Source organism: Agarivorans gilvus, from assembly GCF_001420915.1.
Lineage (GTDB): Bacteria > Pseudomonadota > Gammaproteobacteria > Enterobacterales > Celerinatantimonadaceae > Agarivorans > Agarivorans gilvus.
Genome location: NZ_CP013021.1, coordinates 95,098 through 120,698 on the forward strand (window position 1 = coordinate 95,098; position 25,601 = coordinate 120,698).

Here is a 25,601-nt window from a genome sequence, read left to right on the forward strand (position 1 = left end):
CACTGAGAGGCTGTTATTTATTAGTAGCCTAAATCTTTTTTCATTTCTAATTGCATTGGTGCATCTTTAGGTAAATATAATTTGGATTCGGTTACTATTTTTTTCGGTGGTTGAGCACCAGTGTCTTTATACGATAACAAGGCGTCAAAGGCTGGACCGGCCATATTAGGGGTTAATTCAACAGTGGCATTGGCGTCGCCTTCCATCATCGCTTTGAATATATCTGGAACCGCATCGATGGAGACAATTAAAATATCTTTACCTGGTGCCAAGCCCGCTTCTTTAATGGCTTGAATGGCCCCAATCGCCATGTCGTCATTATGGGCAAATACCGCACAGATGTTTTTGCCGCCGTTTTCGGCCTTAATAAAGCTCTCCATGACTTCTTTACCCTTACTGCGGGTAAATTCGCCAGATTGTGTACGAACAATCTTAATGTTATCGGTGCTGCCAATGGCTTCGCCAAAACCTTCTTTACGGTCAATCGCCACACTGGCACCCACAGTACCTTGCAGCTCTACAACATTGCAGGGTTTATCTTTTACTGTATCAATTAGCCATTGTCCGGCAACTTTACCTTCTAAAACGTTGTCGGCGGTAACTGCCGTCATGTAGAGGGAGTCATCGTCTACAGTGATCCCTCTATCGAGTAAGAACACCGGAATACCGTAATCTTTGGCTTCTTCTAGTACCGGCCCCCAGCCAGTTTGTACGACAGGGGCAATGAAGATAGCGTCCACACCTTGAGCGATGAAGGAGCGTACTGCTTTAATTTGGTTTTCTTGTTTTTGTTGAGCGTCTGATATTTTTAAGTTGATACCACGTTTCTTGGCTTCTACTTTAGAAACTGCGGTTTCAGCTGCACGCCATCCAGACTCGGAACCGATTTGTGAAAAGCCAACGGTAAGTGAGCTGGCCATGACTGAAGCTGACATCACTATACTGCCTATGGCAGTCGCTAGGGTTAATTTTTTTAGCATAATCGTTCTCTATTGTTTTGTTGTGGCATTTGTAGGGTTAAATTTAAGTACAGCTAACTGTGTGTATTTAAAACACCAATAGAGAATAGGAGAGATGATTTATAGTCTTTTAGAGCTTGGTCACACCTTGAGCTTAGATAGCAAAATCATCCATTTTATTAGCAGTATTTACAATAATTTTTAACATATTGACTGCCTTTAATTCGACTTTTACTATCAAAAAAAACAGAATGCTAATGATATTAAAGTTACAAACTGGCTATTTAATTATGTTTTTCTCAGGTTTTTAATTTTTTCTCTAATAAAATAGGCACTTATTAGCGGGGGGCTGGTGCTGTTTTTATAAGAGTTATTCAGCTTGTAGCTGAAATCATTAGTTTTTGTATGTTTATTTGCTGTTTTAGTTTTAAGCCATCACTAACATCATGAATTAATAAGTAATAGAGGCCTTTGGCTGCTTCATGTTATTCTTGGTGGTCCGTATAGTAAGGCTATCAAACAAGGAAGCGTCGTGGGTTTAGGGATTAATGATTTTTGGTTGTTTGTGGTGTCAGGGATCTTATTGAACTTGGTTCCTGGGCCAGATTCTTTGTATGTTGCCTCGCGCAGTGCTAGTCAAGGTTTCAAGGCCGGGTCGGTAGCGGCTTTGGGCATTGGTTGTGGCACGTTTGTTCACATAAGCGCAGCAGCTTTTGGGCTTTCTGCTTTGTTAGCTAGCTCGGCTACGGCTTTCACTGTACTAAAAATAGTGGGCTGTGTTTACTTGGTTTATATGGGGATAAGCATGGCGCTTAGTTCCCCAACGGTGGACGCTCCAGCGCGCTTTAACGCAAGTTCTTATTCAAAGATATTTCGCCAAGGTTTTCTCACTAATAGCTTAAACCCCAAGGTGGCACTGTTTTTTTTGGCTTTTGTTCCTCAGTTTATTGACCCTGCTGAGCCTAATAAAGCCTTGGCTTTCATCGTGTTAGGCTTAGTATTTAATTTTAATGCCATCTTATGGGGTCACATTTTGGCCTGGTTAAGCGCTTCCATCGCCGCCAGAGTGCAGGCCAGCCAGCGTTTAAAGCAGTGGTTAAATCGTGGCCTCGGCGGAATGTTTGCCTTTTTTGGTTTGCGCTTAGCATTGAGCGAGCTGGCTTAATAGTAACGATATTCAAGGACGAGCATGCAAACTTCTAAGCAACAATTGCTATTAATGATGGCGTTTTTGATGCCGTTCAGTTTTTCCATTTGGATGGTATTGCTGAACAACTTTGCCATAGAGGCGGCCCAATTCAGTGGCCGTGAAATTGGCATGTTGCAAAGCTTGCGAGAAATTCCGGGCTTTCTAGCTTTTACCGCTATATATGTATTGTTGATCTTAAAAGAGCAAACCTTTGCCTTGATTAGCCTTTTAGTGCTGGCCATTGGCATTACTTTAACCGGCTTTTTTCCTAGCGTGTATGGCTTGTATTTTACGACGGTATTAATGTCGGTGGGCTTTCATTACTTTGAAACGGTGAATCAATCCTTAACCTTGCAGTGGATCCCTAAAGCCGACACTCCAGCCTTTATGGGGAAAGCTCTCGCGGTGAAAGGGGCTGCCGCGGTACTCGCCTATAGCTTATTGTGGATCCTATTGGAATATAGCCATTTCCAGTATGTAAGCTTATATGCCATGTTTGGTGGTTTGACGATTTTAGCGGTGATGTTTATTGCTTGGCGTTTTCCTCACTATCCGGCCGAGCATGAGCAGCATAAACGTTTAATTCTTCGGCAGCGTTATTGGCTGTTTTATACCTTGGTCTTTTTGAGTGGTGCGAGGCGGCAAATCTTTGTGGTATTTGCTGGCTTCTTAATGGTGGAGAAGTTTCACTATTCGGTTTCTGATATCGCACTGCTGTACCTTGTTAATCAAGTTTTGAATATTTTGTTCGCCAGAAAAATCGGTCGTTTGATTGGCCGTATCGGAGAGCGAAAAACCCTAATTATTGAGTATTGCGGCCTTATTTTGGTGTTTTCTGGTTACGCCGTGGTAAATCAAGCAGAGTGGGCGGCGGCTCTATACATTGTTGACCATTTGTTTTTTGCCATGGCGATCGCCGTGAAAAGCTATTTCCAAAAAATTGCCGATCCCGCCGATATTGCCAGCTCGGCCGGCGTTAGTTTCACCATTAACCATATTGCTGCAGTAGTATTGCCCGCTCTATTGGGCATGGTTTGGTTGTATTCAAACGATTTGGTATTTTGGATAGGGGCGGGCATTGCCGTTGCTTCGTTAGTATTTGCCTTGATGGTACCTCGCCACCCCGGCCCTCAATGTGAGACGATTCAACTGATAAAACAAAGGAAGATCGCTTAACTTGATTAAGGCTTAGCGGGATTTGAGTTTGTTAATGTTTTTACGCTAGTTGATGTTAATAAATGCGACGCAACAAACACTCTGGTGTTTAAGACTTAAAGCTAGCTTTTAGTTTTTGCTGGTGCTGCTATGTTATCTTGATTCTAATAAAGTGTTCGATTCAGGAGGCTGGGTGGTTTTGAGTAACAAAAAACCTCAAGCAGAAATGCTGCAATTAAAAACTAAGCATTACAAGGCAAAGCGTCGAGCCCAGCTTAAGGCGACGGTTTTACTGGTATGCTTGTTGTTACTCGCTCTTGTTTATGTAAATGTCTAGCCCCTGTGGTGGCAGCATGATTTTATTTAAACGCTTTTTAGCCCATTCTCACTAGTTTTCTGAGTTTATGCTGAACGGTTTGTGGTACTTATATATTGGTAGTTAGCCGCTTGGGAAAGCGGGGCTTGAGACTGAATTTGTTCACTTGCAATAAATTCACCACCGCATACAGGATGGACTAAGCCGGTGGCCAAGCTTTTGTGCTTGCTTTGCTGCCAAAATTGCTCGCCAATATGGATATTCGCTTCGATGACTTGCACATTGAAGCCGCCACAACTGATGCACTTAGCTTGATTGTTGCGCTGTCTGGCAATGTCTAATTCTGCCGCTAAGCTAAGTAAGGTCTCTACCGAGCGTCGTCGCACCCGCCTTAGTTTTCTGTTTAATAAGCGTTGCCAATAATTGGTTTTTAGGGTTTTTTCTATTGCTGAAAGCTGTTTAGCCAGCTCACTCATCTCTTGAATAATGAGTTCACTGTCGCGTAGTTGTTCAGCGGAAACAAGGCCATGGCAATGCTGGCACCAGCCGAGAGTTTTCCGTAGTGGCACTTCTACACCGTTATAAAGGAATACTAACCAACCATTGAGCTGGGAGGTGGTAATGTTGTAGTCGCAACAATTACAGCTAACTTTGGTGAGGGTTTTATTCATGGTGCAGTCCCTTGCCTTCCAGTTATTAAGCTTGGTCGATAAATGCCATTTTTGATAGTGACTGTAGAGAATAATTCAAAGCGTCTAAATTTGGCGCTTAGTGGTAGTCGAGCATGTTCGGCAAGTGCTATAGTCTGCTTGGCTTTATATATTGGAGATGATTTTGGCGAATATACCAAGTAATTATGCAAGCTTAGAGCAGGGTTATAGAGAAAAAGCTTTGAAACTCTTTCCTTGGGTTTGTGGGCGTTGTGCGCGTGAATTTCCTTATTCTAATTTGCGTGAATTGACGGTGCATCATATTGATCACGACCATACCAATAATCCGAGTGATGGGTCTAACTGGGAGTTGTTGTGCTTATATTGCCACGACCATGAACATTCAAAATATACTGAAGTGGCCCAATATGGTTCTACGGTTGAAGCGGGAAGCGATCTAAAACAAGATTTGGCGACCACCAACCCTTTTGCCAACCTTCGGTCGATGATGGAAAAGAAAGGCTAACAGCCCCTAAAAAGTAGCTGATTTTCAGCTTGCACAGCGTGGGAAGCCAACTAAGCTGTTTATTGGGCAGGGAAGTATTTTTTCTGTAGTTTACGAAAAAACTAGATTTTAGCTAATAAGCCCTTAATGACTGCGATTAAGCGACGTTTTCGTAGTTTACGAGGGCTTTTTTTGCAATAAATTTCGGATTTAATCGCTCAAATACAGTTCACCCTCTCGCCTTGTGCGACAGTAGTGGTATACTCCCCGCGAATTTGAAAAACAATTGATTAGAGTTGAACAATGGCTGATTTATCAAAATATAGAAATATTGGTATTTTTGCTCACGTTGATGCGGGTAAAACTACCACAACTGAGCGTATCCTAAAACTTACTGGTCAGATCCACAAAACCGGTGAAGTACATGACGGCGAATCTACTACCGACTTCATGGAGCAGGAAGCTGAGCGTGGTATTACTATTCAGTCTGCAGCGGTAAGCTGTTTCTGGAATGACCACCGCTTCAACGTTATTGACACTCCTGGACACGTTGACTTCACCGTTGAAGTATACCGTTCACTTAAAGTGCTTGACGGTGGTATCGGTGTATTCTGTGGTTCTGGTGGTGTTGAGCCTCAGTCTGAAACTAACTGGCGTTATGCTAACGAATCAGAAGTTGCACGTATTATCTTCGTTAACAAACTAGACCGTATGGGTGCTGATTTCTACCGCGTAGTTCAGCAAACTAAAGACGTTTTAGCTGCAAACCCATTAGTAATGGTATTACCAATTGGTATTGAAGAAGATTTCGTTGGTGTGGTTGATCTACTAACAGAAAAAGCCTACATCTGGGACGAAACTGGTCTTCCAGAAAACTACCAAGTTACCGATATCCCAGAAGACATGGTAGAAAAAGCGGCAGAATACCGTGAGATGTTGGTTGAGACTGCTGTTGAGCAAGATGAAGACCTAATGATGGCTTACATGGAAGGTGAAGAACCTACTATTGAGCAACTAAAAGCGTGTATCCGTAAAGGTACTCGTGATATGTCTTTCTTCCCAACTTACTGTGGTTCGGCGTTTAAAAACAAAGGTATTCAATTAGTATTGGATGCGGTTGTTGATTACCTACCTGATCCAACTGAAGTTGATCCTCAACCTCTTATGGATGATGAAGGCGAAGAAACTGGCCAATACGCTACCGTTTCTGCCGACGAGCCACTACGCGCTCTAGCATTTAAAATTATGGATGACCGTTTCGGTGCGCTTACCTTTGTACGTATCTACTCAGGTGTATTGAATAAGGGTGATACCATTCTTAACGCTTTCACTGGTAAAACTGAGCGTGTTGGCCGTATGGTTGAGATGCAAGCCGATGAGCGTAATGAGTTAACCACAGCGCAAGCGGGTGATATTATTGCCATCGTGGGTATGAAGAACGTGCAAACTGGTCACACTCTATGTGATCCTAAGCACCCTTGTACACTAGAGCCTATGGTATTCCCAACTCCAGTAATCTCGATTGCTGTTGCACCTAAAGATAAAGGTTCAACTGAGAAAATGGGTATCGCTATCGGTAAAATGGTGGCAGAAGATCCATCTTTCCAAGTGGAAACTGATGAAGATTCAGGCGAAACCATCCTTAAAGGTATGGGTGAGCTTCACTTAGATATTAAAGTAGACATTCTTAAGCGTACTTACGGTGTAGACCTTGTTGTTGGTCAACCTCAGGTGGCTTACCGTGAAACTATTACTCAAGAAATTGAAGATAGCTACACTCACAAGAAACAGTCTGGTGGTTCTGGTCAGTTTGGTAAGATTGACTACCGTATCCGTCCTGGTGAAGTAGGTTCTGGTTTCACTTTCACTTCATCTGTTGTGGGTGGTAACGTACCTAAAGAATTCTGGCCTGCAGTACAAAAAGGCTTTGAAGTAATGATGGAAGAAGGTCCATTGGCTGGCTTCCCACTTCTAGATATGGAAGTAGAGCTATTTGATGGTGCTTTCCACGCGGTGGATTCATCTGCAATTGCCTTCGAAATCGCAGCTAAAGGCGCTTACCGTCAGTCTGTACCAAAAGCGGGTCCACAACTTCTTGAGCCAATCATGAAAGTTGACGTGTTCTCACCTGAAGATCACGTTGGTGACGTAATTGGTGACTTGAACCGCCGTCGCGGTATGATCAAAGACCAAGAAGCTGGTGTAACTGGCGTACGCATTAAAGCTGATGTACCACTAGCTGAAATGTTTGGTTACATTGGTTCACTACGTACTATGACTTCAGGTCGTGGTCAGTTCTCTATGGAATTCTCGCACTACTCTGCATGTCCACAAAACGTGGCTGAAGCTGTAATTGCTGAAGAAAAAGAGAAACGCGCTAAGAAGTAAGCTTTACTTTTAGCCAATAGAAAAGCTGCTCATTGAGCAGCTTTTTTTATGCCTGTTTAATCGTGAGTTTTTATTGGCGCTGTATTCAGCTCGCACTAAACAGGGTTGATGGATGAGTCAGGGCACAGTCTGTCACTTTGCAATTTAAGGCGTGCAAACCAAGCAATCTTGTTTTCACAATTAGCTTAGTTTTGCACATCAAGGTCTAAAAGATTAATGCCCCATTACGAGTTTCAAGACTAAAGTAACTCAAATCAATCTTCGTGTTTTCAGCAAATTAACCTCATCTCTAGCGATAAGCTTAATGAGTATTTTAATATTTATATTGACTCTCTTGTTATTAGCCTGATAGCATTGTCCACTTCCCCTAAAATGACACAAATTTAAATGGAGTTTTCTACACTCATTAACGTAGGAGAACGCCATGAAAAAATCACGCTTTACCGAAACGCAGATCGTCAACATTCTCAAAGAAGCTGACGCGGGGATGAAGGTCGAAGATATCTGTCGTAAACACGGAATGAGTAACGCCACGTACTATAAGTGGAAATCTAAGTACGGTGGCATGGATGCTTCTGAACTCAAGCGAGTCAAAGAGTTGGAAGAGGAAAATTCGAAGCTGAAAAAGTTATTTGCCGAAGTCAGTTTGGAAAACCATGCGATGAAGGAACTCTTCGCAAAAAAGGGCTGGTGACAGCAGAAAAACGGAGCTGTGCCCAATTATTGGTCGGTGCCGGCTTGAGCATTCTGAAAGCCTGTACCTTGGCTGACATCAGCCGTTCAAGTTATTACCGGCCATTAGTCGATTGGCGTCAAAGGGATGCTGCTGTCATTGATGCGTTGAATTCTGAGCTTAAGAAGTCCCCCAGAGCGGGCTTTTGGAAGTGCTTTGGCCGACTGCGTTACAAAGGGTATCCATTCAATCATAAGCGCGTTTATCGCGTGTATTGCCAAATGGGACTCAACCTTAAACGGCGGGTTAAACGAGTATTACCGAAGCGAATTGCGCAACCATTACAGGTTGAAGCGAAAGCCAACTATCAATGGGCCTTAGATTTTATGCATGACGGACTTTATTGCGGGAAACGCTTCCGCACACTTAATGTAGTAGATGAAGGTACGCGGGAATGCCTTGCCATTGAGGTAGATAGTTCATTGCCAGCAGAGCGCGTTGTACGCGTACTTGAGCAAATTAAAGCTGAGCGTAGTCTACCGGTTCAATTACGAGTCGATAACGGGCCTGAGCTTATCTCGGCAAGGCTGACAGATTGGTGTGAACAGCACCATATTCAACTGGTTTATATCCAGCCAGGTAAGCCTCAGCAAAACGGATTTGTGGAACGTTTCAATGGCTCGTTCCGTCGAGAATTTTTGGATGCGTATTTATTTGAATCGCTAGAACAAGTCCGAGAAATGGCTTGGTTCTGGCGTTTGGATTACAACGAAGAACGAACCCATGAAAGTCTCGGTAATTTGCCACCGGCTGCTTACCGAGCAAAACTGGAAAACTCTACTTTAGAACTGTCTCATTAATGGGGAAGTGGACAGCATCACGAGTTTATTGATTCTTAAGTCAATTTTGTCCAGATAAGCGAGCAAGGAACCGCATGTTTAAGGCAGTGAAATCGATGGCGTGTTTGAGAGGCAATAATGCACCCAAACGCTAACCCTTTCGAGCAAGCTAAGTTTAACCAAACTCTGTTAGTGGATGCCTTTGGCCAGTCTTATATGTTCTTACCTAGGCGTGCAAGCCATGTACCTAATTCTGGCGAATTGATTCATCACCATATCGATACATATTGGGCGCAATCCTTATTGCAAAACCATAGCCCTATGTGGGGTTATCAGTTTGACTTAAACAAACTCTACTTTCAGGTATCTGGCGATTACATGGCCAGCCACAAAAGCGAGCAGCAGAAAATTGCTTGGCTGAGTAATGGTATTGTGAGCGGTGAGGTTAAGGTGCTTAAAGGTGCAAACTTTGCTCCACCACCGCCTTCGAATATGGAAGGCGGCATGCCTGTAGCAGCTTTGCCAGAGAGTGTTGTTACTCGCGCTAAGCCAGCTCAAATGCCCTTAGGCCAAGGTGGACAATCAACTGAAGACATTCGCGAAGCTTTAGACTTGTATTGCGCATTACCAGATGGCTCACCTGCGGCCAACTTGCCTTACAAGGCAACCTTAGCTGACGGCACAGTATTAAAAGGCATGCTCGATGCTGATGGTTTAGCGCATCTACCTAACCTTAAACCCAATAACGTTGATGTTGAGTTTGGCGAGCAACCCAATGACGCCGCCATTGCAGCTACTCGAGCCGAGATAACAGCCGTACTCAGTAGCATTATTACCGCCGAGCGAGCAGAGGGCGCCAAAATAGCCGCCGAATATGGTGAGCTAAATGCGCTTGAAAAGGGGGCATCGAGTATTGGCTCTCTGTTAACTGGGATTGTTGGTGCGCTTAGTGATACCGCTGAATTTACCTATAACCTTATAGAGCTTGGTTCTATGCAAGGGCAACTTAAGCGAGCCTTCACTGCCGCTTGGGATGCTTACAATGTTGAAGACAACGATAGTTGGGCGACCAGCTTTGCCAATAATTGGACGGCTCAGCAACATCAGGCCTACGTAAAAGCACTGGGCTTTGACCCAGCCTCTATTACCAAAGAAAACCTCAGCGAAGCCTACGAAATTGCCAGCTTTATTAGCGATGACAGTGAAACTCAAACAGCCTTACTCCAATTTGTTAAAGATTTTGCCAAAGCGCAGCACCACACCGAGCTGACAGAAATGGGCGGGGCCGCCATCTTCGACATTGTACTAAGCGCTATTTTAGTGGCCCTTAGCGGGGGAACAGCAAGCGCTGCCATAGCCGCAAACCGAGTACGCCATTTAGATAAACTTGGTGGCCTATTTAAAAAGCTTGCTAAGCAACTAAAACAAAAAGCCAGATTTAAAACTAAAGCAGGCCGTACCGGTGGAAAAGTTGAACAACAAATTGCCAAGCCTGCAGGGGCACAAGTGTCTACTGATGCGGGTAAACAAAAGCCAAGTAATGTAGCGAGCCATAAACGCAAACGTGTGAACCCTAGTTCTTTTGCTGAAGTCGAAAAACGCTTAGAGGTAGCTCGTGAAGATATCAAAAAACGAATGAATGCAGGTAGACCTGCATACAAACCCAAGTACAGCGATGACGAGTTAATGAAACTGGCGAACTCAGGGGCAACAGCTAATGATAGATTCTTGGTTAGTGTTCAGCCTAAGAATATAGCGCCTGACGCCCAGTTAGCATATCAACGTGAAAGTGGATTAGTACCAACTTGGACGACTTCTTTTGACCAGCTGGAAGCTGCTGATACAGATCCGGAGTTAATCTATAAAGTACTTGGAAACGGCTCATGGTATGACCCCCAAAAAAAATATGTAATGCATATTATTGATCGAGGCGAGAACTTAGAACGGTTTGGCGGAAATACTGTTGTACCTACATGGAACAAGATGAGTGATGTTGTCACTAAGAATGTTGAGGGGCATGATAACGACGTACTTCTAAGTACAATGAATTCGAGTTATCAAGTTGAATATGCCGCTAAAGTGAAAGATTTTAGGGATGCTGGTGGTAACGAGTTTAATCCTAAACAAATTAATGAATATGCTTCTAGTATGCCACCGAGTGAGGCGGACAAATTTTTAGCTCGGCATGAAGTTAGAACGGAATTAGGGGCAAACGCAGAGTTTACAGGGAATGGATTAACAGCAAATACAGCGAATGGAGGAGGACAATACGGTGTTGTCGAAATTTTAAGCATAGAAAAAGACTTACCCCTTTTGTCTGAGTTACAGTCTTCCAAATCAGGTAGCTCTTCAATCGTGAAAACAGTCAACCTAACTCCAATTAAGTAAGTTTATTATGAAAAATATACCAATATTAGACCCTTTACACCTTCCTCTGAACTCTAGGGTATTATTTGAGCTAGATTACCCTATGTTTGAAAATGAAACACACAAACTTATACAGTTTGAAGACTACATAGTTTATTGGTCAAAATATACAAGCCTCTTTACCAGAGAAGATAAAATATCACAAGCTGAATTTCCCTTTGAATCAATATGTTGGTTCGTTAAAACTATAGAAAATAATTACTGGGGAAATGAAGGAGATAAAAGTACAAATTCAGAAAACAGAATGTTTAGTGGTGAAGATATAGGGATTAGCTCAATGATGCACTGCTGTTTAGAAAACCTACCGGGTTATAATTTTTGGAATAAATCAAGGGTAGACCACGTATCAAATCGACCACCACAAAGTTGGCTCATTCCTCGATACATGCTTAAAGAAGGTCTTTTTGATAAACTAAAAAGCATCTCCTGAATTAAGTTAATTCTATCAGTATTACGGAAGTAAATCAGGGTGAGATCGTGAATGCTCACTTTGCGAACATTAGGCTTCTAATAGTCGATTTTCCAAATTTGTGCTGTTAGCTTGCACATTTTGTACGCGAATGTAGCGTGTTAATCGAACGCCTGTCGTTCAAAAAATGTTCACGATCTCACTCTGGGAAGTAAATGGCACAGTGCAGTTGGTAGAACTTAGCGAAATTCCAGGATTAAAATTATGAACAAACCCCCTGTATTTGATGTATCTACTTTTGTGCCAGTGCCTCGCAAGCCAGAATGGCCAGTATATCAGCCGGAAAACTTACCTCGCGCTTGGAAAAAAATTGCCGAGATTACTGATGTTAGGTTTAAAGATACGGTTCGTGATTGGCAGCTTTACTTTGATGGGGCTATGTTAATTATTCATTATTGGAATGATGGTATTAGCCCTTTTAGTGGTGAACCATATCGCTATGTAGAGCAATACGAGTTCCCCATTGGTGCAGCCGCATGGTTTGTAGAAAACCTACCGCGCTTTTTTAATGCTGGAGACCCAAGCAAGCCGCAAACCAGTGAAGGTTTTCATCATTACGGGCATTGTGGTGACGAGGAGTTAGGGATATCTAGGCTCATCCACTCTATAGGTAAAGATATTCCCGGTTACAGTTTAGATAACCTAAGCCGCTGCGGTTACCCTGATATGGATTTATGCCAAAGCTTTGAGATGAGTGATGATTTTTTGTTTAATCAAGGAATGCTAGAGCTATTCAAAGACATCGCTAAGCGCCATGCAGCAGGCACGCTTTAAAGCAGATAAAAGAGTCAGAAAACGAATGTCGGCTCTTTCTTTTTAAGAATGCCCTGTAATGTTCCTAATTAGCACTTTCCTATACTCACAATAATCCGAAGCAACATTATTAGTTCAAATAGTCTAAATCGTTTCTGTCCAATTGTGAGTTTTAGAAGCAGCGCCTTCTTCAAGCTATAGCGGTGACTTACAACTTAAGATGCTAGCCTAAGTATGAGCCAGTGGATTTAAAACTTAATCGAGCGGCGGCCGGTTTTGTTGCTATTTGCCGATGCTTGTTTAGGTGCTTTAGTTGTCGACTTGTCTTTAGACTTAGTGTTGTTGCTCTTGGACGGCTTGTTATCCACTTCGGTTGGAGGCTGGTCGCAGACTACGTAAAGGAATTGGCCGTTAAACTCGATTATGTCTCCGGCATAAACTTTTTTACGCTTACGCTGTTCTAGTTCGCCGTTTAGGCCCACATAGCCTTCGGCAATAGCGAGTTTTGCCTCTCCGCCACCGTTTACCAAATTACCTATTTTTAATACTTTATATAGCTCTATGGGTTGCTGCTGAACGATAACTTCGAGAGCTTCCACTTCTATTTCTTGCGGGGGATCTTGCTGCTGTTTCATTGCTTTGACCAACTGGGGGATAACAGCTGTGATTATGGTGAGCAAGCATAGTTAGGTCAAGTAAGATTGGTTTTGGCCAGAAACTTACAAGCACTTTAAATAAACGCCAAGCAAAGTTGCGTCTAGTTAGCGATATGTTTCAGGTGGCAGCGCTTTAGTCATTACAAAAACTAAGGGTTTGGTACATAAACTAGTTATTTTTTTCTTAGAACACGGTTTCACTTGATCTATGGGGAGGAGATAAATATCATCAATTTTTGCTGAATTAATACTCATCGCTTTATCCTGTAGCCCTCCTCTGTTTCAAATAAAGCCTTTTAGTATCAGCGTGTAAGGAAAGATAGAAGATCAGGGAGTTGTTCTTTGAAATCACCTAGCTGTACTTGTTGTTCGTTGTTGTTTTTTATGACTTTTGCGGTCGCCGCTCAGGAGTCACTTTCAAGCTTAGATTTAGAGTCGTTGATGGCTGAAGATGTGCAAGCGACTTCGGCGATGAAACGCGCTCAATCCACCTTTACCACTCCGGCTGCTTTATATGTATTGAGTAAAGAAGATATTCGTGCCTCTGGCGCTTTAACGGTGGCTGAATCGCTAAAATTGGTTCCCGGTATTGAAGTTAGGCAACTGGATAATAACCAGTGGGCCATTACAACTCGTGGAGTGGCCGGTCGGCATACCAGCAAGTTGTTGGTGATGGTGGATGGGCAAAGTGTTTATAACCCCACCTTTGCCGGCGTATATTGGGAAACCCTGGATGTGCCGCTTTATGATATTGAACGCATTGAAGTGATTCGTGGGCAGGGCGGTTTGCTGTGGGGAAGTAACGCGACCAACGGTGTGATTAACATTATCACTAAAAATAGTTTAGATAGTCGCGGTAGTTTGCTGCAGGTAGGCGGTGGCGATTTACTCGATTATGAGTTGGCGTTTCGCTATGGCGGAGACCTTGGTCAGTTAGGGGCTTATCGTGTTTATGCCTCAAGCAAACAGTTAGACCAATCTAAACACGGCATTCAGATGGAGCCGCAAGACGATGCTAAACAGCACACTGTTGGAGCCCGTTTTGATTTCGCCCCTAGTGATGATGTATCAATACTCACTCAAGCCAACTTCACTCGAACCGAGCAGGGGCAAAGTTTAAAAGCACTAGACATTAATACTAATCAAAATACTTTATTGAGCGACCAATTTGAGCGTAATGATGCCCGAGTGATGGCACGCTTAGAGCACCGTTTGTCATCCTTTTCGAACCAGATGTTACAGGCTTCATGGATGTTACAACAAGGCAAACAGTTGTTCTTGGATGAGCGTTTTCAGTCTATCGATTTAGACTACCAAATGAACTCACTCATCGGTAAGGCGCAATTGGATTGGGGCTTAAATTACCGAAACAGTTATTTGCCTTTCACTCCTAACCTGATTATGAGTAGCGACAACAACATCACTCGCTTAGAGCAATATGGCGCGTTTTTGCAGTTACAGTTTGCGCTTATCCCAGATAGCTTGAACTTGAGTATTGGTGACAAGGCCGAGCACAATAGCTTTACTGGTTGGGAGCACCAGCCGGCAGCGCGTTTAAGCTGGCAAGCCAATGACTCCCATGTATTGTGGGGGGCGGTATCGCAAGGAGTGAGGATCCCCTCGTTAGCCGAATATGATTACGATACGGCTATTAACGGCACAAGGGTGGGACATTATTTGCAAACAGGAATAGAGGCTATCGATAACTATTACATGCGAACCGTGTTAAATGGTAATCAGCAGGTTGAGCCAGAAAAGTCCGTATCCTATGAGCTGGGGTATCGCTTTAACCAAAATCCCTGGACTATTGATGTATCGTTATTTGATACCAAATCTCGTAATGTGTTTGCGGTGTACCCTAATCCCGATTCTGTAGATTTAGCGCAACTCGGCGGTTTATTGGCGATGGGGCAATACCTCGAAGTACAACAAGCTTTAGCCAATAGCGTGCTGGAGTTTGATGTGGTGTCTAACGCTGAACTGGAAGTGACTGGGGGAGAAGCCTTGTTAGCGTGGCAGTCCAATCACGATGTGAAGGCTGAGTTAGGTTATAGTCAGTTACGTTATCGTTATGACTTACAAGCTAACACTCAACCGGCGATTGGCGATGATTCAGATAGCCGCCAGTGGTTTGCTAAGTTTGACTGGCAGGTCGCTAAACGTCATGCTTTATTTGGCTTATTTCGCTCCATCAAAAGTGACGCTTATCATGCTGATGACTATGATGTGCTGGACTTGAGTTGGGCTTGGCAAGTTCATGATAGTGCGGTTTTATCATTAACTGGCAAGAATCTACTCGCTGGCAAGCATGTGGAGTATAACACTGGCTCTGAGACTTTTACCGTTGCAAACTACATAGAGCGCAGTGTTGTACTGCGTGTGATAGCGGAGTTTTAATGCTCTTCAAACGTTTGTTTAAACGTTGTTTATGCGTGCTAATACTAGTGCTGACGGGACACGCCACAGCTAACGATAAAGAGCAGGCAATTAAAGCTGGTTTCTTGTTTAACTTCGCGCGTTATAGCGAATGGTTAGCGCCAGCCACTCCGCTTGGGTATTTTAAGTTATGCAGTCCTGACTTGGAGTTTGTGGATAAGGCCGCTTGGGTATTGCACGAGCATACGGTCCATGACCTGCCTATTCGAGTCAGTTTGGTTGACTTAAATTCCTTAGACATTAATCAGTGTAATTTATTGTTTGTCTCATCTAGCTTTTATCAACAGTGGCTTGGGGTGGATAAGTCCTTGTTAAGCAATACCATGTTGGTGGGCGAGGATGAAGAGTTTATCCACCAAGGTGGGCATATTCGTTTCTTTTTGCTAGGGGGAAAAGTGCGGTTTGCCATTTCTCCTGATGCGTTAAACAAGGCCAATATCGTGATGAGTTCTAAGGTACTTAGATTGAGTCGAATTGTTAAAGAGGAGCAGCCATGAGTTCCTTTTTAGGTATGAATACCTTGAGTAAAAAACTGCTGTTTATTTTGATGAGCATGGCTATTTTTTCAACTGCAGTGGTGACCGGCGTATTAAGCGCTTATGAGTTTGTTAGTGCTAAACGCGAGCAAACGCGCGCGCTGCAAAATATAGCCGATACGCTGGCGCCTAACTTAACCGCGGCGCTGTTATTTAACGACCAAGACACCATGCAAGAGATGCTGTCGTCTTTGTTATCGCGGAAAGATGTATTAAGAGCCAGTATTACGAATACTCAAAAGCAGTTGGTGAATGTGACCAGCGAGCTTTACCAACAGCACATCCAACAGGGACCCGATAGTTTAATTGAAGTGACTAGCCTATTGATTATGGATGAGCAGGTCTATGGGGATCTCACAATCTGGGCCAACGACAGCTATATAGATAAGCGTGTGGGCTTTTATGTGCAGTTTTTGGCGGCTTTATTAGTACTTACTTTTGGCTTGAGTTTGTTTTTATCTCTGTTTTTAAAACAGGGCTTTCTGCGACCGTTAATGCATTTATCTAAGGTGGCAGAGCGAGTCAGTCGCACCAATGATTATAGTCTGCGCGCGCAGCAGTCTAGCGATGATGAAGTGGCCAATTTAACAGGTTATTTCAATGGCATGCTCGAAACTATTGAGCAGCGCGATAGCATGCTGGAGAAGCAGGTCAGTTTGCGAACTCAGGAGCTAGAAGCCGCCAACAAGAAACTACTGCAATATGCCTATACCGATGGCTTAACCGGTTTACCTAACCGCCACTTTTTTTATGAAAAGCTGCAAGGCTTGGTGGCGAGCCAGAGTCATTTTGGTCTGATATTTATTGATTTAGACGGCTTTAAAGAAGTTAACGATACCCTAGGCCATGACTACGGCGATATTTTGTTAAATCAGGCAGGGCAGCGAATCACCCGTTGTGTGCGTGATCAAGACGTGGTTGCTCGCTTGGGCGGTGATGAGTTCACTATTGTTATCGAAGGGGTGAGTGAACAACAGCGCTTAGCCACCATTGCCGATACGGTATTACAGGCGTTGACTAAACGTTTCACTATCAAACAAGAAACTGCCTATGTGAGTGGTAGTATTGGTATGGCGTTTTACCCCGCTAACGGGCAAACCGTAGATGAGCTGGTGAAACATGCCGATCAGGCCATGTATGTTTCTAAGGCGCGTGGGCGCAATTGTTATCAGTTTTTCTCTGCAGATATGCAGGAAGAAGCGCAACATAAACGCCGTTTGTTAGAAGAGCTGCGTGTGGCCTTGGCAGAGCAGCAGTTCGAGTTATATTTTCAACCGATTGTTGCATTAAATTCAGATAGTGAACCTATGCCGGTACACAAGGCCGAAGCCTTGATTCGCTGGAACCATCCCGAGCGTGGCGTTGTGTCTCCCGGAGAGTTCATTCATGTAATTGAAGAAGCAGGTTTAATCCGCGAGTTAAGCCAATGGATTATGCAGCAAACCGTGGAAACGGTATCGCAATGGTACCAGCAGGGCTGCGCTAATATTCAAATCAGCGTTAATACTTCACCTTCCCAGTTTAACGATGGCGGAAAGTGGATCGATGATTGGATCCATGCCTTAGCCTTGTACGAGATCCCCGCACACAGCATCATTATCGAAATTACCGAGAATGTGTTGATGACTACCGATGACTCAATTAAGCACCAGCTCTCGCGCTTACAACACCGAGGTATGGACGTAGCGATTGATGATTTTGGGGTGGGCTATTCATCTTTGGCTTACTTACAGCAATTGGATATTAACCTGCTGAAAATTGACCGCTCGTTTATTCAGCCCTTAAGTGAAGACCAAGATAGTGTGGCTTTAGTAAGAGCGATTGTTACCATGGCTCACCATTTGGGGCTTAAAGTGGTGGCCGAAGGAGTGGAAACGGAACAGCAGTGGCAGCAAGTATTAAATGTCGCCTGTGATTACGTACAAGGTTATATTGTATCTAAACCTATGACCAAAGACGCATTTTATCAACGCTACCTTAGCCAGTACCAACAAGCTTAAGCCGTAAGCACCGTTCCACTTTAGCGGTTGCTAGAGCTTGTAGCTATTGACCATGTTTTTAAGTTCGGTGGCTAAGGCCACCACTCGTTCACTAATGATGTTGTCTTCGCTGGCATCGCGTGCTGTGGTTTCGGCAATGCTTTGAATGTTGGTGATGTGGGCGTTAACCTCAACTACCGCTTCGTTTTGTTGCTCTGAGGCCAGTGCCATTTGTGAATTGAGCTCGGTGATTTCTTCACTCTGTTGCGCTATTTGTTGCAGAATAGACCAGAGTTCATCGATGTTATTGGATGATTGATGTACCGCTTCTCCGGCTTGTTTCATGGTGTCAATCATACGGTTTTTTTGTTGATTGAGTTGTTCGTTAATCGCTTTAATTTCGTCGGTAGATTGATGGGTGCGGGTAGCTAAAGAGCGCACCTCATCGGCTACCACGGCAAAGCCTCGACCTTGCTCACCCGTGCGAGCCGCTTCAATGGCAGCATTTAATGCCAATAGGTTGGTTTGCTCGGCGATGGCCGAAATGCTTTCCACCATTACGTTAACTTTTTCACTTCGCTCGCCTAGTTCCTGTAAGTTGCTATTGGCTTGGTCAACAATATTGACCAGCGCTTGCATGTAGTTGAGCGTTTGCTGGGCTTTGTCTGCCCCGCTTTTTACTTGCTTGTCGGCATTTTGAGTACGCTCGGTGGTAAATTGAGCATTCTTCTTCACCTCATTGGAAGAGGCTTCTATTTGCAGCATGGTGGTGGCCACTGACGCTGTGCCCGATTTTAACTGGCTTACCGAATGCTCGGTCGATGAGGCTACATCTTTTACTCGCTCGGCAGTATTGTATAAGTCGCTGCTACTTTGGGTGAGTTGGCTTAAGCTCGTTTTAAAACTGGAGATGAGTGAATTGAGTGAACGATACAGCGCCCCGATTTCATCGTTGTAGGGGTCACTAAAATCTATGCTTAGATCGGCGTTGTCGGCCGCTTGGTTGAGGTGTTTACGTAGTCGCGATAAGCGCTTGGCGACGGCGCCACGAAAAATGAGCGCTAGCATTAACATGCCAACAAAAAACACGGCAAACAACAAACTGGCTTGATTGATTAAGGCTCGGTGAATCATGGCATTGGCTTTATTCAACGAGAATGATACGTCGATGATGGCCGCCACGTCACCATTTTTACTGGTGACGTGGCAAGTTAAACAATTCACGCCATTGTGGTCATCACTCATGATAATTGGAGTAAGGACTTGTAGCGCAGCTTGATTTTGCTGTTGTTTGTAGCGATAGACGGTGTCACCGCTAAAGGCTTGTTGTTGGTCTGGGCTAAGGTTCGCGGCAGGGCTATTGGGCCTAAACATAGCCTGGATTGGCGCAGAGGGGAGTAAGTTTATATCTAATATATTGTCTTGCTTAAGCATTTTATCGTGCAACAATTTTTTATTGGCCATTGCACCAGACAACATCAGTGTATTTAAACCTTCAAAGTAGCTTTCAGACATCACTTTGATTTGCTGCTTAGCCATCTCTTCAACTAAGGTTTTTTCGTGCTGATAGGTATAAGTTAAGGTGATAGCCAGCAAGCTTAAGCCCACTATTACCATGGTGAGATAAAGCCTAGCAGCAATTGAAAAACGACCCCATAATCTGTGCATTTAGTTTAGCCCCAAAGAGTGCTTAGGTACTACTTGCAAAGCAATCTGTTCAATAATTAGTCGAAAATTCTGATACTTACACTTTTGATAATAAGTTAAGACTAACAACTAACATTTAGCAAAAATTTAGGGTCTTGGAATGGCAAAGATGAGGGGCTGATATGCCTGGCCCCTTACTGGGGCTAACGTTCCCAGTACACTTCTTCTAAACTCTCTTCTCGCTCAGGTAAACCTCGTGATAAACGCGGGCTGTGTTGAGCGAGCACTTCGTAGCTAACACGGTTAGCGTATTTGCAGATTTGGGCAAATGATGAGTAACTTAAGGCATTAAACTGGTGCTTACTCGATTGTGCCACGTTATTACGGTGAAACACATTAGCAGCCATGTCGTGTAATAGTGCCGATAGTGCGCCGTCTCCAGCGCCGTTGGTATTGGTGATTTTTTCTGGACCACCCATGAACGGCGCAATGTGTGAGTAGACTTTGAGAGGCTGCAAACAATCGATTTTTGACATTGGGCGGGAAAATTCATATTGGTTAAACTCGGCAATACTACCGGGCAACAGTGTATGCGTGGTGGCCCGTTTATATTGCTCATCGGTATAACCCGCCATGAATAAGCCGCGCGCACCAGCGGTACATAATACCAAGTCACACCACTCTAAGGCCTGTTGGCAAGCCAGCAGAACGTCTTTTTCGCCGGTTAGCGCTTCGGCTTCTTCTTCATTCATTGCCAGAACGGTAACATGCTCGCTGATGAATTGTTGCCACCATTTGGGGTCGTCTTCAATCAGAAAACGTGTGCCTAAGGTCAGTACTACTGGCACATTCGCAGCAGTGGCATCGTTAATGGCTTGCATGGCCGCGGCGGTGATGGGGTCGTTCCCCGCGCGCATTAAGTAGGCGGTAAGGGCCAAGGCTGCGCCGGTTTTTACCAATTCTTCATCGATAAAATCGGAGCTGAGTTTATCCATGTGGCCCCTAGATATGGCAAAGGTGCGTTCGCCACATTTGGTAATCAGGGTAAAACAACGACCAATCGGGCCGGCTACCGGTTGTAGATGATTGAGATCGACTCGCGAAGAGGTATTGCATAAGTAGCGATATGCGTAATCACCAACGGTAATGTTCTGACTCATTACTCCAAACATCACCGAACGACCGTCGGCCAAAGTTGAATAGTTATGTAATGTATTGCCAATGGTTCCGCCGGCAAATTCTGCGGTAATCAGTTGGCCTTGCTGAAGTTCTTGGTAGAGTCTTTGGGCTGCTTCATCGTCAATCAATAAGGAGTTACCTAGCATTAACTGGTGGCGCTCAATAAAGGCGTGGTCAACGTGAGCCTCAATATCAACTAAGGTTTGGTCGATGCCGGTGATATGGGTATGTTGAGGGCTTAACACGGGGTTAAGTTCGTTGGTAAGCGGATCGCGAGACTCAACGGGAAAGTAGTGTTTTGACTTACGTTGACCGGGAAATTTCATTAATTTATCACTTAGTTAATCAAAGGTGCTGCTTAGCTAGATGTTGGCTGTTTTACCGAGATGATTTTAGCATAGGAAAAGTAAAATGTTGCTCAAATGCTAATGTCTAGCGGCTTATCATTTTATTGTTGGCTTATGCCTTATTAAAACCTATGTAAGAGGCGTATCTTGTTGTATTTTTAAATACGCTTGCAAGGCTGGGTGAGTAATACTGCGGCTTCGCTGTTGGTAGTGTTTTATGGTCTTACCAAGATAGTGCTGATGCGCAGCTAGTTTTAAATCCCACATTTTACCGGTGCTGGTTAGTGGCTGTTTAGCATGGCGGCTGAGATGCAATACTTCGTAGTAGCGTTGTTTGTCTTCTACGATTTGCTCGCTGACTAGCCGAAGGCCTTTAGTTATTAGGAATTGCCTTAATTGAAACTGTTCATGCACTGGACAAACAATAATATCAAAGTCTAGTGGTGCATTGTGCTCAAGCAGCCCTGCAAGCAGTTTGCTGCAAAGCTCTCCTCCTACACCGGCAATAATCACCAGTTGCTGAGCACAATCTGCCAGTTTTAGTGTGGCTGCATCAGCGCAATGAACTTGCCATTGTGGTGAACTGAGGTTCTGCATAGGCGGGCTAAAGCGGGCCAATTTGTTTTCTAGCTGTTGGCAAATAGACGGAACGCTATCGACAAAATGCACGGTTTCGGCCATGCCTTTCTGCAGTAGGTGGGCACCTAAAAAGCCGTGATCGCAACAACAATCCCAAATATGAGTGTAGGGCTCGGTGATCAATTGGTTTATTGCATTTAAACGTGGGCTTAGTTTCACTTACGTCTCCGACATCGCCATTAGGCTTAAATCGCTTTTTACTGGCTGGAAAGTTATGTTGGCAGCCATTTTAGCTAAATGTTTGGCAAAGTGGCGAATTTGTCTCAATAAAATTTGCTAACTGCATTTTATTTAGCAAATAGCGTTAATTTATTCGCTGACCTTGGTTTTTTATTGAGTAAATTTTCATCTAAATTTGTTCCCTTGTCGCTTTGTTACTACGCTGAAACGTGGGAGGAAATCGCGTAGCACATTTCCTTCTACTGATTGTTAAGAGTTTATGAAAACTCAATCAAGGAGTGATTATGAAAAAGCTAGTGGCAAGTTTAGTGCTTAGCTCGGTGGCGAGCAGTGTTTCGGCGGTAACCATTTATGAGAATGGTTCATCAAGCGTCAATATTGGCGGTTATTTAGGCGTGGAGGCTTTTTATCAGGAGGGTTTTGGCAGCGGGGAAGACAATGATAGTTCCTTTGAATTACAAGACCGCGCCTCGCGGATCCGCTTTAGTTTTGAACATGCGTTAAATCCTAATTGGGTAGCGGGTGCGCAGTTGGAATGGGGCTTTAATTCAGTAGAGAAGTCCGATCCCTTATTTAATAACCGCTTGGGTAATATTTATTTTCAAAGTGACAGTGGCGGTTCAATAAGAATCGGTAAGCAATGGTCGGCCTATTATGACGTTGCAGTATGGACCGACCAATTTTGGAAGTTTGGAGGTGATGCCTCAGGCACTTATGACGGGCGCAACGGCGGCGATGAGTCGGGCATGGGGCGCGCCGATGACGCGATTACCTACCGAAATTCATTTGGCGGCTTTAATTTAGGTTTGCAATACCAATTTGAGAATGATGATTCGGCTAGAGATTACGGTTATCAAGTCAGTGGTACTTATGGCTTCGATTTCGGCCTGTCTTTGGGCTTAGCTTACGCAGAAAGTGCTTATAACAGTAATAATATTAATTATGTGGGTGATGCTAGCCAAGATACTGCTGAATCATGGTTGTTGGGTTTGGTTTATGATTCTGACGGGGTCTATGTAGCAGGGTCGTATGGTGAGTATAAAAACTTATCTAGCTTTTTTAGCGATGTTGCCGATAAGGCCACCGGCCTTGAACTGATTGCAATGTATAACATGCAGGGGGCTTATACCATGTTTATGGCGGTTATAACGACTTAGAAGATAAAACAGAAGGCAGTCAGGGAGAGCTGAGTTATGCTTTGCTTGGCTTTGGTTGGCATCCCAACCAAGTATTGGTGGCCTTGGAATATAAGTTTGGCCTCGATTATAAAGATGCCTTGGGTAATGATATGAAGCAAGACGAGATGTCGATACAGGCCCGTTACTTCTTCTAGTAGAGAGGCTTTTGTTGGGCAGCTTTTTACGTTTACCACGTTAAAAGCTGCTACAATCGGCTCTTTTTTATGAGAGATAAACGATGAAGTGGTTGGCCTTATCTTTTTTGGTGATCATAGCTTTAGTTAACTTTGGTCCGCGAGTTTATGCCGTTTTTTACTCGCAGCCCGACACCACCGTAGTATTTAAAGAAGGCTGTTTCCTAAAAGGGGAGCTAAAGATTGACCCGGTGAATTTGTCGTATTATTTAATCCTCAGTGATGGACGTGAGGTGTCGATTGCCGATGATGGCTATGCACAAATGTCTTCTAAAGAGGCTCCGATTGATAGCAGCAAATTAGCGCTTTGCTTATAAATAACTCATTCTCAGTCAAGGCCACTAGAGTAACCTGGCCTTGGTCTTGCTTCTAATGTTTGGCGTTGAGCGGTAGGGTAATCTCAAATGTGGTTCCCTGACCCAGTTGACTTTCGCAACTAATGGAGCCCTGCAACTTTTGCGAGATCATGTTGTAGACGATATGCATACCTAAGCCAGTACCTCCAGTGTGTCGTTTGGTGGTATAAAACGGTAAAAAGATGCTATTTCTGACTTCATCACTCATACCACAACCATCGTCTTGATAAATAATTTTGAGCCAGTCATCCAAGGTTTCTACCTGAATGCTGATAGTGCCTTTCTCTTTATGCTCATAGCCATGAATTAGTGAGTTCATCACTAGGTTAGAAAATACTTGCCAAAGTAGCCCCGGATAGCTTTCTAGCATGATGTTCTCATCGCAAGTCCACTTAATTACCACGTTTTGTTGTTTTAGTTTGGGGGCTAGGCTAGTAACGGTATTAGCGAGGTAATCGGCTAATGAGAAACGGCGTAACTCTTCAACATGCTGGTCACTGGCTACTTTTTTAAAGGTTTTAACTAACTCTGAGGCGCGGTTGAGGTTGTTGATGGCAATGTCTACGCCTTGCTGGCTTCTTTCTAGAAAGTTTTCTAAATCGGAGCGTTTCAGGGTTTCGTTGCTGAACTGCTCCTGAAGTGTTTGATGTAATCCTTGGGAGTAGCTGAGTGAAGTGAGGCTCACCCCTAATGGGGTATTGATTTCGTGGGCGACTCCTGCCACTAGCTTGCCTAAGGCCGCCATTTTTTCACTCTCAATGAGTTGCTCTTGGGTATGGGTGAGCTCATCGTACGCGGCGCGTAACTGCTCAGCTTGTTTGTCTCGGTGCTCGACTATGTCGACATATTTGTTGTACCAGTAAAACAAGGTGTGGATTTCTTTAAGTTGGTGCTGGTTCTCTCGGTAACTGGAGCGGCTGGGGGCTGTGTCGCGCATGGCCATGCTTAATTGTTGCAGAGGCTTAAGTACTCGCCGCCTAACATTTAGCCAAGCAAATAAAATAGACACTAATGAAAGCAGGGTAAGGGCGCCCGCAATGGTTAAGGTTTGATACATGCCCTGCAATATTTGTTGCTCGGGTACCAGAATGAGAAAGCGCCAGCCGGAGATTTTTGAAGCGTGGCCCACCAAATAAAACGCTTGGCCGTCTATATTGGTTTTGTAGGGAAGGTCATTTTGTTTGGGGAGCAGGTTGCTGGGCACGGTGTGGCCGGTCAGCTCACTGCGGTCATAAAATATCACTTGGTTATTTTGATCCAATACCAGCAGTGGCAAGTCATCGTCGCTTTCTTGTTTTAACATCTTCCGGTAAGACAGCGTAGAAAAGGCCATATACAAATAGCCGATGTGTTCTTCTTGCATGCTTTGCTCATTGAGACGGTAGACTTTTTTTATGGCGGGGATCACTTTCTTGTGTTGCGATTTACTATTGATATTGTTTTGAATTCCCGGCCAACATAGCTGGCTTTCCGAAAAGCTTGGACACTCAGTGAGCTGATGTTGAAACTCTAGCCAATCAATATCAGCCATTTCGACTTCAATGCTCAAAGAGTAGCTACGCCCCTCGTTGAGGATCAGTGAGATAGAGCTAAGCCCGTCCAAGCTAAAATAGTGGGCTAGGCTGTTCTCGATCAGTGCGTTAATTTTGATTTCATTGATGAAGGAGTTTTCGCTATCGGCAAAAACGGTATCAAGCATGTTCGAGTCAGAGGTGATATGACTGCTTACCGAAAACGCGGGTTTTTGTAAGTTAATTACCGATTGAATTTTCTCTTTGGCTATTTCACTGGCAAAACGCATGGCTTGTTCACGGATGTAGTAGTAGCTGATATATGCAGTGGAACCACCAAGTAGCATGACCGGAAATAAGCTGCCGATGAGCCAGAAGAATACCAGCCTTCCGTTTACGCTATGAAACCAGCTTGAAAAGAACCTTATCAAGTTTAATGC

The 25,601-nt window shown here is 44.0% G+C and carries 21 protein-coding genes; 14 read left to right on the forward strand and 7 right to left on the reverse strand.

Features of this window, described 5'->3' with window-relative positions; genetic code table 11:
• Positions 1-20: 20 nt before the first annotated feature.
• On the reverse strand, positions 21-980 hold the full coding sequence (ytfQ, locus tag AR383_RS00545; protein WP_055731359.1) for a galactofuranose ABC transporter, galactofuranose-binding protein YtfQ: 960 nt from the start codon (positions 978-980) through the stop codon (positions 21-23).
• A 511-nt stretch (positions 981-1,491) separates the two neighbouring features.
• On the opposite strand from ytfQ, the gene AR383_RS00550 reads away from it, so the two are divergent.
• Together AR383_RS00550 and AR383_RS00555 are read left to right on the forward strand one after the other, a co-directional pair.
• On the forward strand, positions 1,492-2,124 hold the full coding sequence (locus tag AR383_RS00550) for a LysE family translocator (protein ID WP_055731360.1): 633 nt from the start codon (positions 1,492-1,494) through the stop codon (positions 2,122-2,124).
• A 24-nt stretch (positions 2,125-2,148) separates the two neighbouring features.
• Positions 2,149-3,324: an MFS transporter gene (locus tag AR383_RS00555; RefSeq protein WP_055731361.1), complete on the forward strand. Its 1,176-nt coding sequence runs from the start codon at positions 2,149-2,151 to the stop codon at positions 3,322-3,324.
• Positions 3,325-3,705: 381 nt separating this feature from the next.
• Here the strand turns inward: AR383_RS00555 and AR383_RS00565 are convergent, their stop codons facing one another.
• A complete protein-coding gene (locus AR383_RS00565; protein ID WP_055731363.1) occupies positions 3,706-4,290 on the reverse strand; it encodes a hypothetical protein in 585 nt (194 codons plus the stop codon).
• 157 nt (positions 4,291-4,447) lie between these two features.
• Between AR383_RS00565 and AR383_RS00570 the strand changes: the two genes are divergently transcribed.
• The 6 genes from AR383_RS00570 (at position 4,448) to AR383_RS00600 (ending at position 12,344) form a co-directional block, all read left to right on the forward strand.
• Positions 4,448-4,795, forward strand: a complete 348-nt coding sequence (locus AR383_RS00570) for a YajD family HNH nuclease (RefSeq protein ID WP_373869483.1) — start codon at positions 4,448-4,450, stop codon at positions 4,793-4,795.
• 282 nt (positions 4,796-5,077) lie between these two features.
• Positions 5,078-7,162, forward strand: a complete 2,085-nt coding sequence (fusA, locus tag AR383_RS00575; RefSeq protein ID WP_055731364.1) for an elongation factor G — start codon at positions 5,078-5,080, stop codon at positions 7,160-7,162.
• Between the two features lie 424 nt (positions 7,163-7,586).
• Positions 7,587-8,695 (forward strand): IS3 family transposase gene (locus tag AR383_RS00585; protein WP_157051611.1). Its coding sequence is split into 2 segments (ribosomal slippage): positions 7,587-7,836 and positions 7,836-8,695, totalling 1,110 coding nucleotides; the frame shifts between segments, so codons are not numbered across the junction.
• A 117-nt stretch (positions 8,696-8,812) separates the two neighbouring features.
• Positions 8,813-11,062, forward strand: coding sequence for a hypothetical protein (locus tag AR383_RS00590; RefSeq protein ID WP_055731367.1), 2,250 nt, complete (start codon positions 8,813-8,815; stop codon positions 11,060-11,062).
• 7 nt (positions 11,063-11,069) lie between these two features.
• Positions 11,070-11,531 (forward strand): hypothetical protein, encoded by a 462-nt coding sequence (locus AR383_RS00595; RefSeq protein ID WP_055731368.1) that lies wholly within the window; start codon positions 11,070-11,072, stop codon positions 11,529-11,531.
• A 243-nt stretch (positions 11,532-11,774) separates the two neighbouring features.
• A complete protein-coding gene (locus AR383_RS00600; RefSeq protein WP_055731369.1) occupies positions 11,775-12,344 on the forward strand; it encodes a hypothetical protein in 570 nt (189 codons plus the stop codon).
• A gap of 227 nt (positions 12,345-12,571) precedes the next feature.
• Here AR383_RS00600 and AR383_RS00605 read toward each other — a convergent pair whose 3' ends face one another.
• A complete protein-coding gene (locus AR383_RS00605) occupies positions 12,572-12,958 on the reverse strand; it encodes an RNA-binding S4 domain-containing protein (protein ID WP_055731370.1) in 387 nt (128 codons plus the stop codon).
• 405 nt (positions 12,959-13,363) lie between these two features.
• Between AR383_RS00605 and AR383_RS00610 the strand changes: the two genes are divergently transcribed.
• The 3 genes from AR383_RS00610 to AR383_RS00620 are packed head-to-tail and all read left to right on the forward strand — an operon-like array spanning position 13,364 to position 17,951.
• A complete protein-coding gene (locus AR383_RS00610; RefSeq protein WP_055731371.1) occupies positions 13,364-15,376 on the forward strand; it encodes a TonB-dependent receptor plug domain-containing protein in 2,013 nt (670 codons plus the stop codon).
• Positions 15,376-15,912: a YfiR family protein gene (locus tag AR383_RS00615; protein WP_055731372.1), complete on the forward strand. Its 537-nt coding sequence runs from the start codon at positions 15,376-15,378 to the stop codon at positions 15,910-15,912. Before AR383_RS00610 ends, AR383_RS00615 begins: the two co-directional genes overlap by 1 nt.
• On the forward strand, positions 15,909-17,951 hold the full coding sequence (locus tag AR383_RS00620) for a putative bifunctional diguanylate cyclase/phosphodiesterase (RefSeq protein ID WP_055731373.1): 2,043 nt from the start codon (positions 15,909-15,911) through the stop codon (positions 17,949-17,951). Before AR383_RS00615 ends, AR383_RS00620 begins: the two co-directional genes overlap by 4 nt.
• A gap of 30 nt (positions 17,952-17,981) precedes the next feature.
• Here the strand turns inward: AR383_RS00620 and AR383_RS00625 are convergent, their stop codons facing one another.
• The 3 genes from AR383_RS00625 to AR383_RS00635 form a co-directional block, all read right to left on the reverse strand.
• On the reverse strand, positions 17,982-19,598 hold the full coding sequence (locus tag AR383_RS00625) for a methyl-accepting chemotaxis protein (RefSeq protein ID WP_083481445.1): 1,617 nt from the start codon (positions 19,596-19,598) through the stop codon (positions 17,982-17,984).
• 182 nt (positions 19,599-19,780) lie between these two features.
• Positions 19,781-21,082 (reverse strand): inosine/guanosine kinase, encoded by a 1,302-nt coding sequence (locus tag AR383_RS00630; protein ID WP_055731375.1) that lies wholly within the window; start codon positions 21,080-21,082, stop codon positions 19,781-19,783.
• Between the two features lie 150 nt (positions 21,083-21,232).
• Positions 21,233-21,901, reverse strand: coding sequence for a tRNA (adenine(22)-N(1))-methyltransferase (locus tag AR383_RS00635; protein WP_055731376.1), 669 nt, complete (start codon positions 21,899-21,901; stop codon positions 21,233-21,235).
• Positions 21,902-22,206: 305 nt separating this feature from the next.
• Here AR383_RS00635 and AR383_RS00640 point away from each other — a divergent pair, with 305 nt between their 5' ends.
• The 3 genes from AR383_RS00640 (at position 22,207) to AR383_RS00645 (ending at position 23,611) form a co-directional block, all read left to right on the forward strand.
• Positions 22,207-23,079 carry a porin gene (locus AR383_RS00640; protein WP_055731377.1) on the forward strand — a complete coding sequence of 291 codons (873 nt, stop codon included), beginning with the start codon at positions 22,207-22,209 and terminating at the stop codon, positions 23,077-23,079.
• Positions 23,080-23,120: 41 nt separating this feature from the next.
• Positions 23,121-23,255: a hypothetical protein gene (locus AR383_RS22425; RefSeq protein ID WP_257720932.1), complete on the forward strand. Its 135-nt coding sequence runs from the start codon at positions 23,121-23,123 to the stop codon at positions 23,253-23,255.
• An 83-nt stretch (positions 23,256-23,338) separates the two neighbouring features.
• Entirely contained in the window at positions 23,339-23,611 is a 273-nt protein-coding gene (locus AR383_RS00645; RefSeq protein ID WP_055731378.1) for a hypothetical protein, read from the forward strand.
• 52 nt (positions 23,612-23,663) lie between these two features.
• Here AR383_RS00645 and AR383_RS00650 read toward each other — a convergent pair whose 3' ends face one another.
• A complete protein-coding gene (locus tag AR383_RS00650) occupies positions 23,664-25,592 on the reverse strand; it encodes a sensor histidine kinase (RefSeq protein WP_157051612.1) in 1,929 nt (642 codons plus the stop codon).
• Between the last annotated feature and the right edge of the window lie 9 nt (positions 25,593-25,601).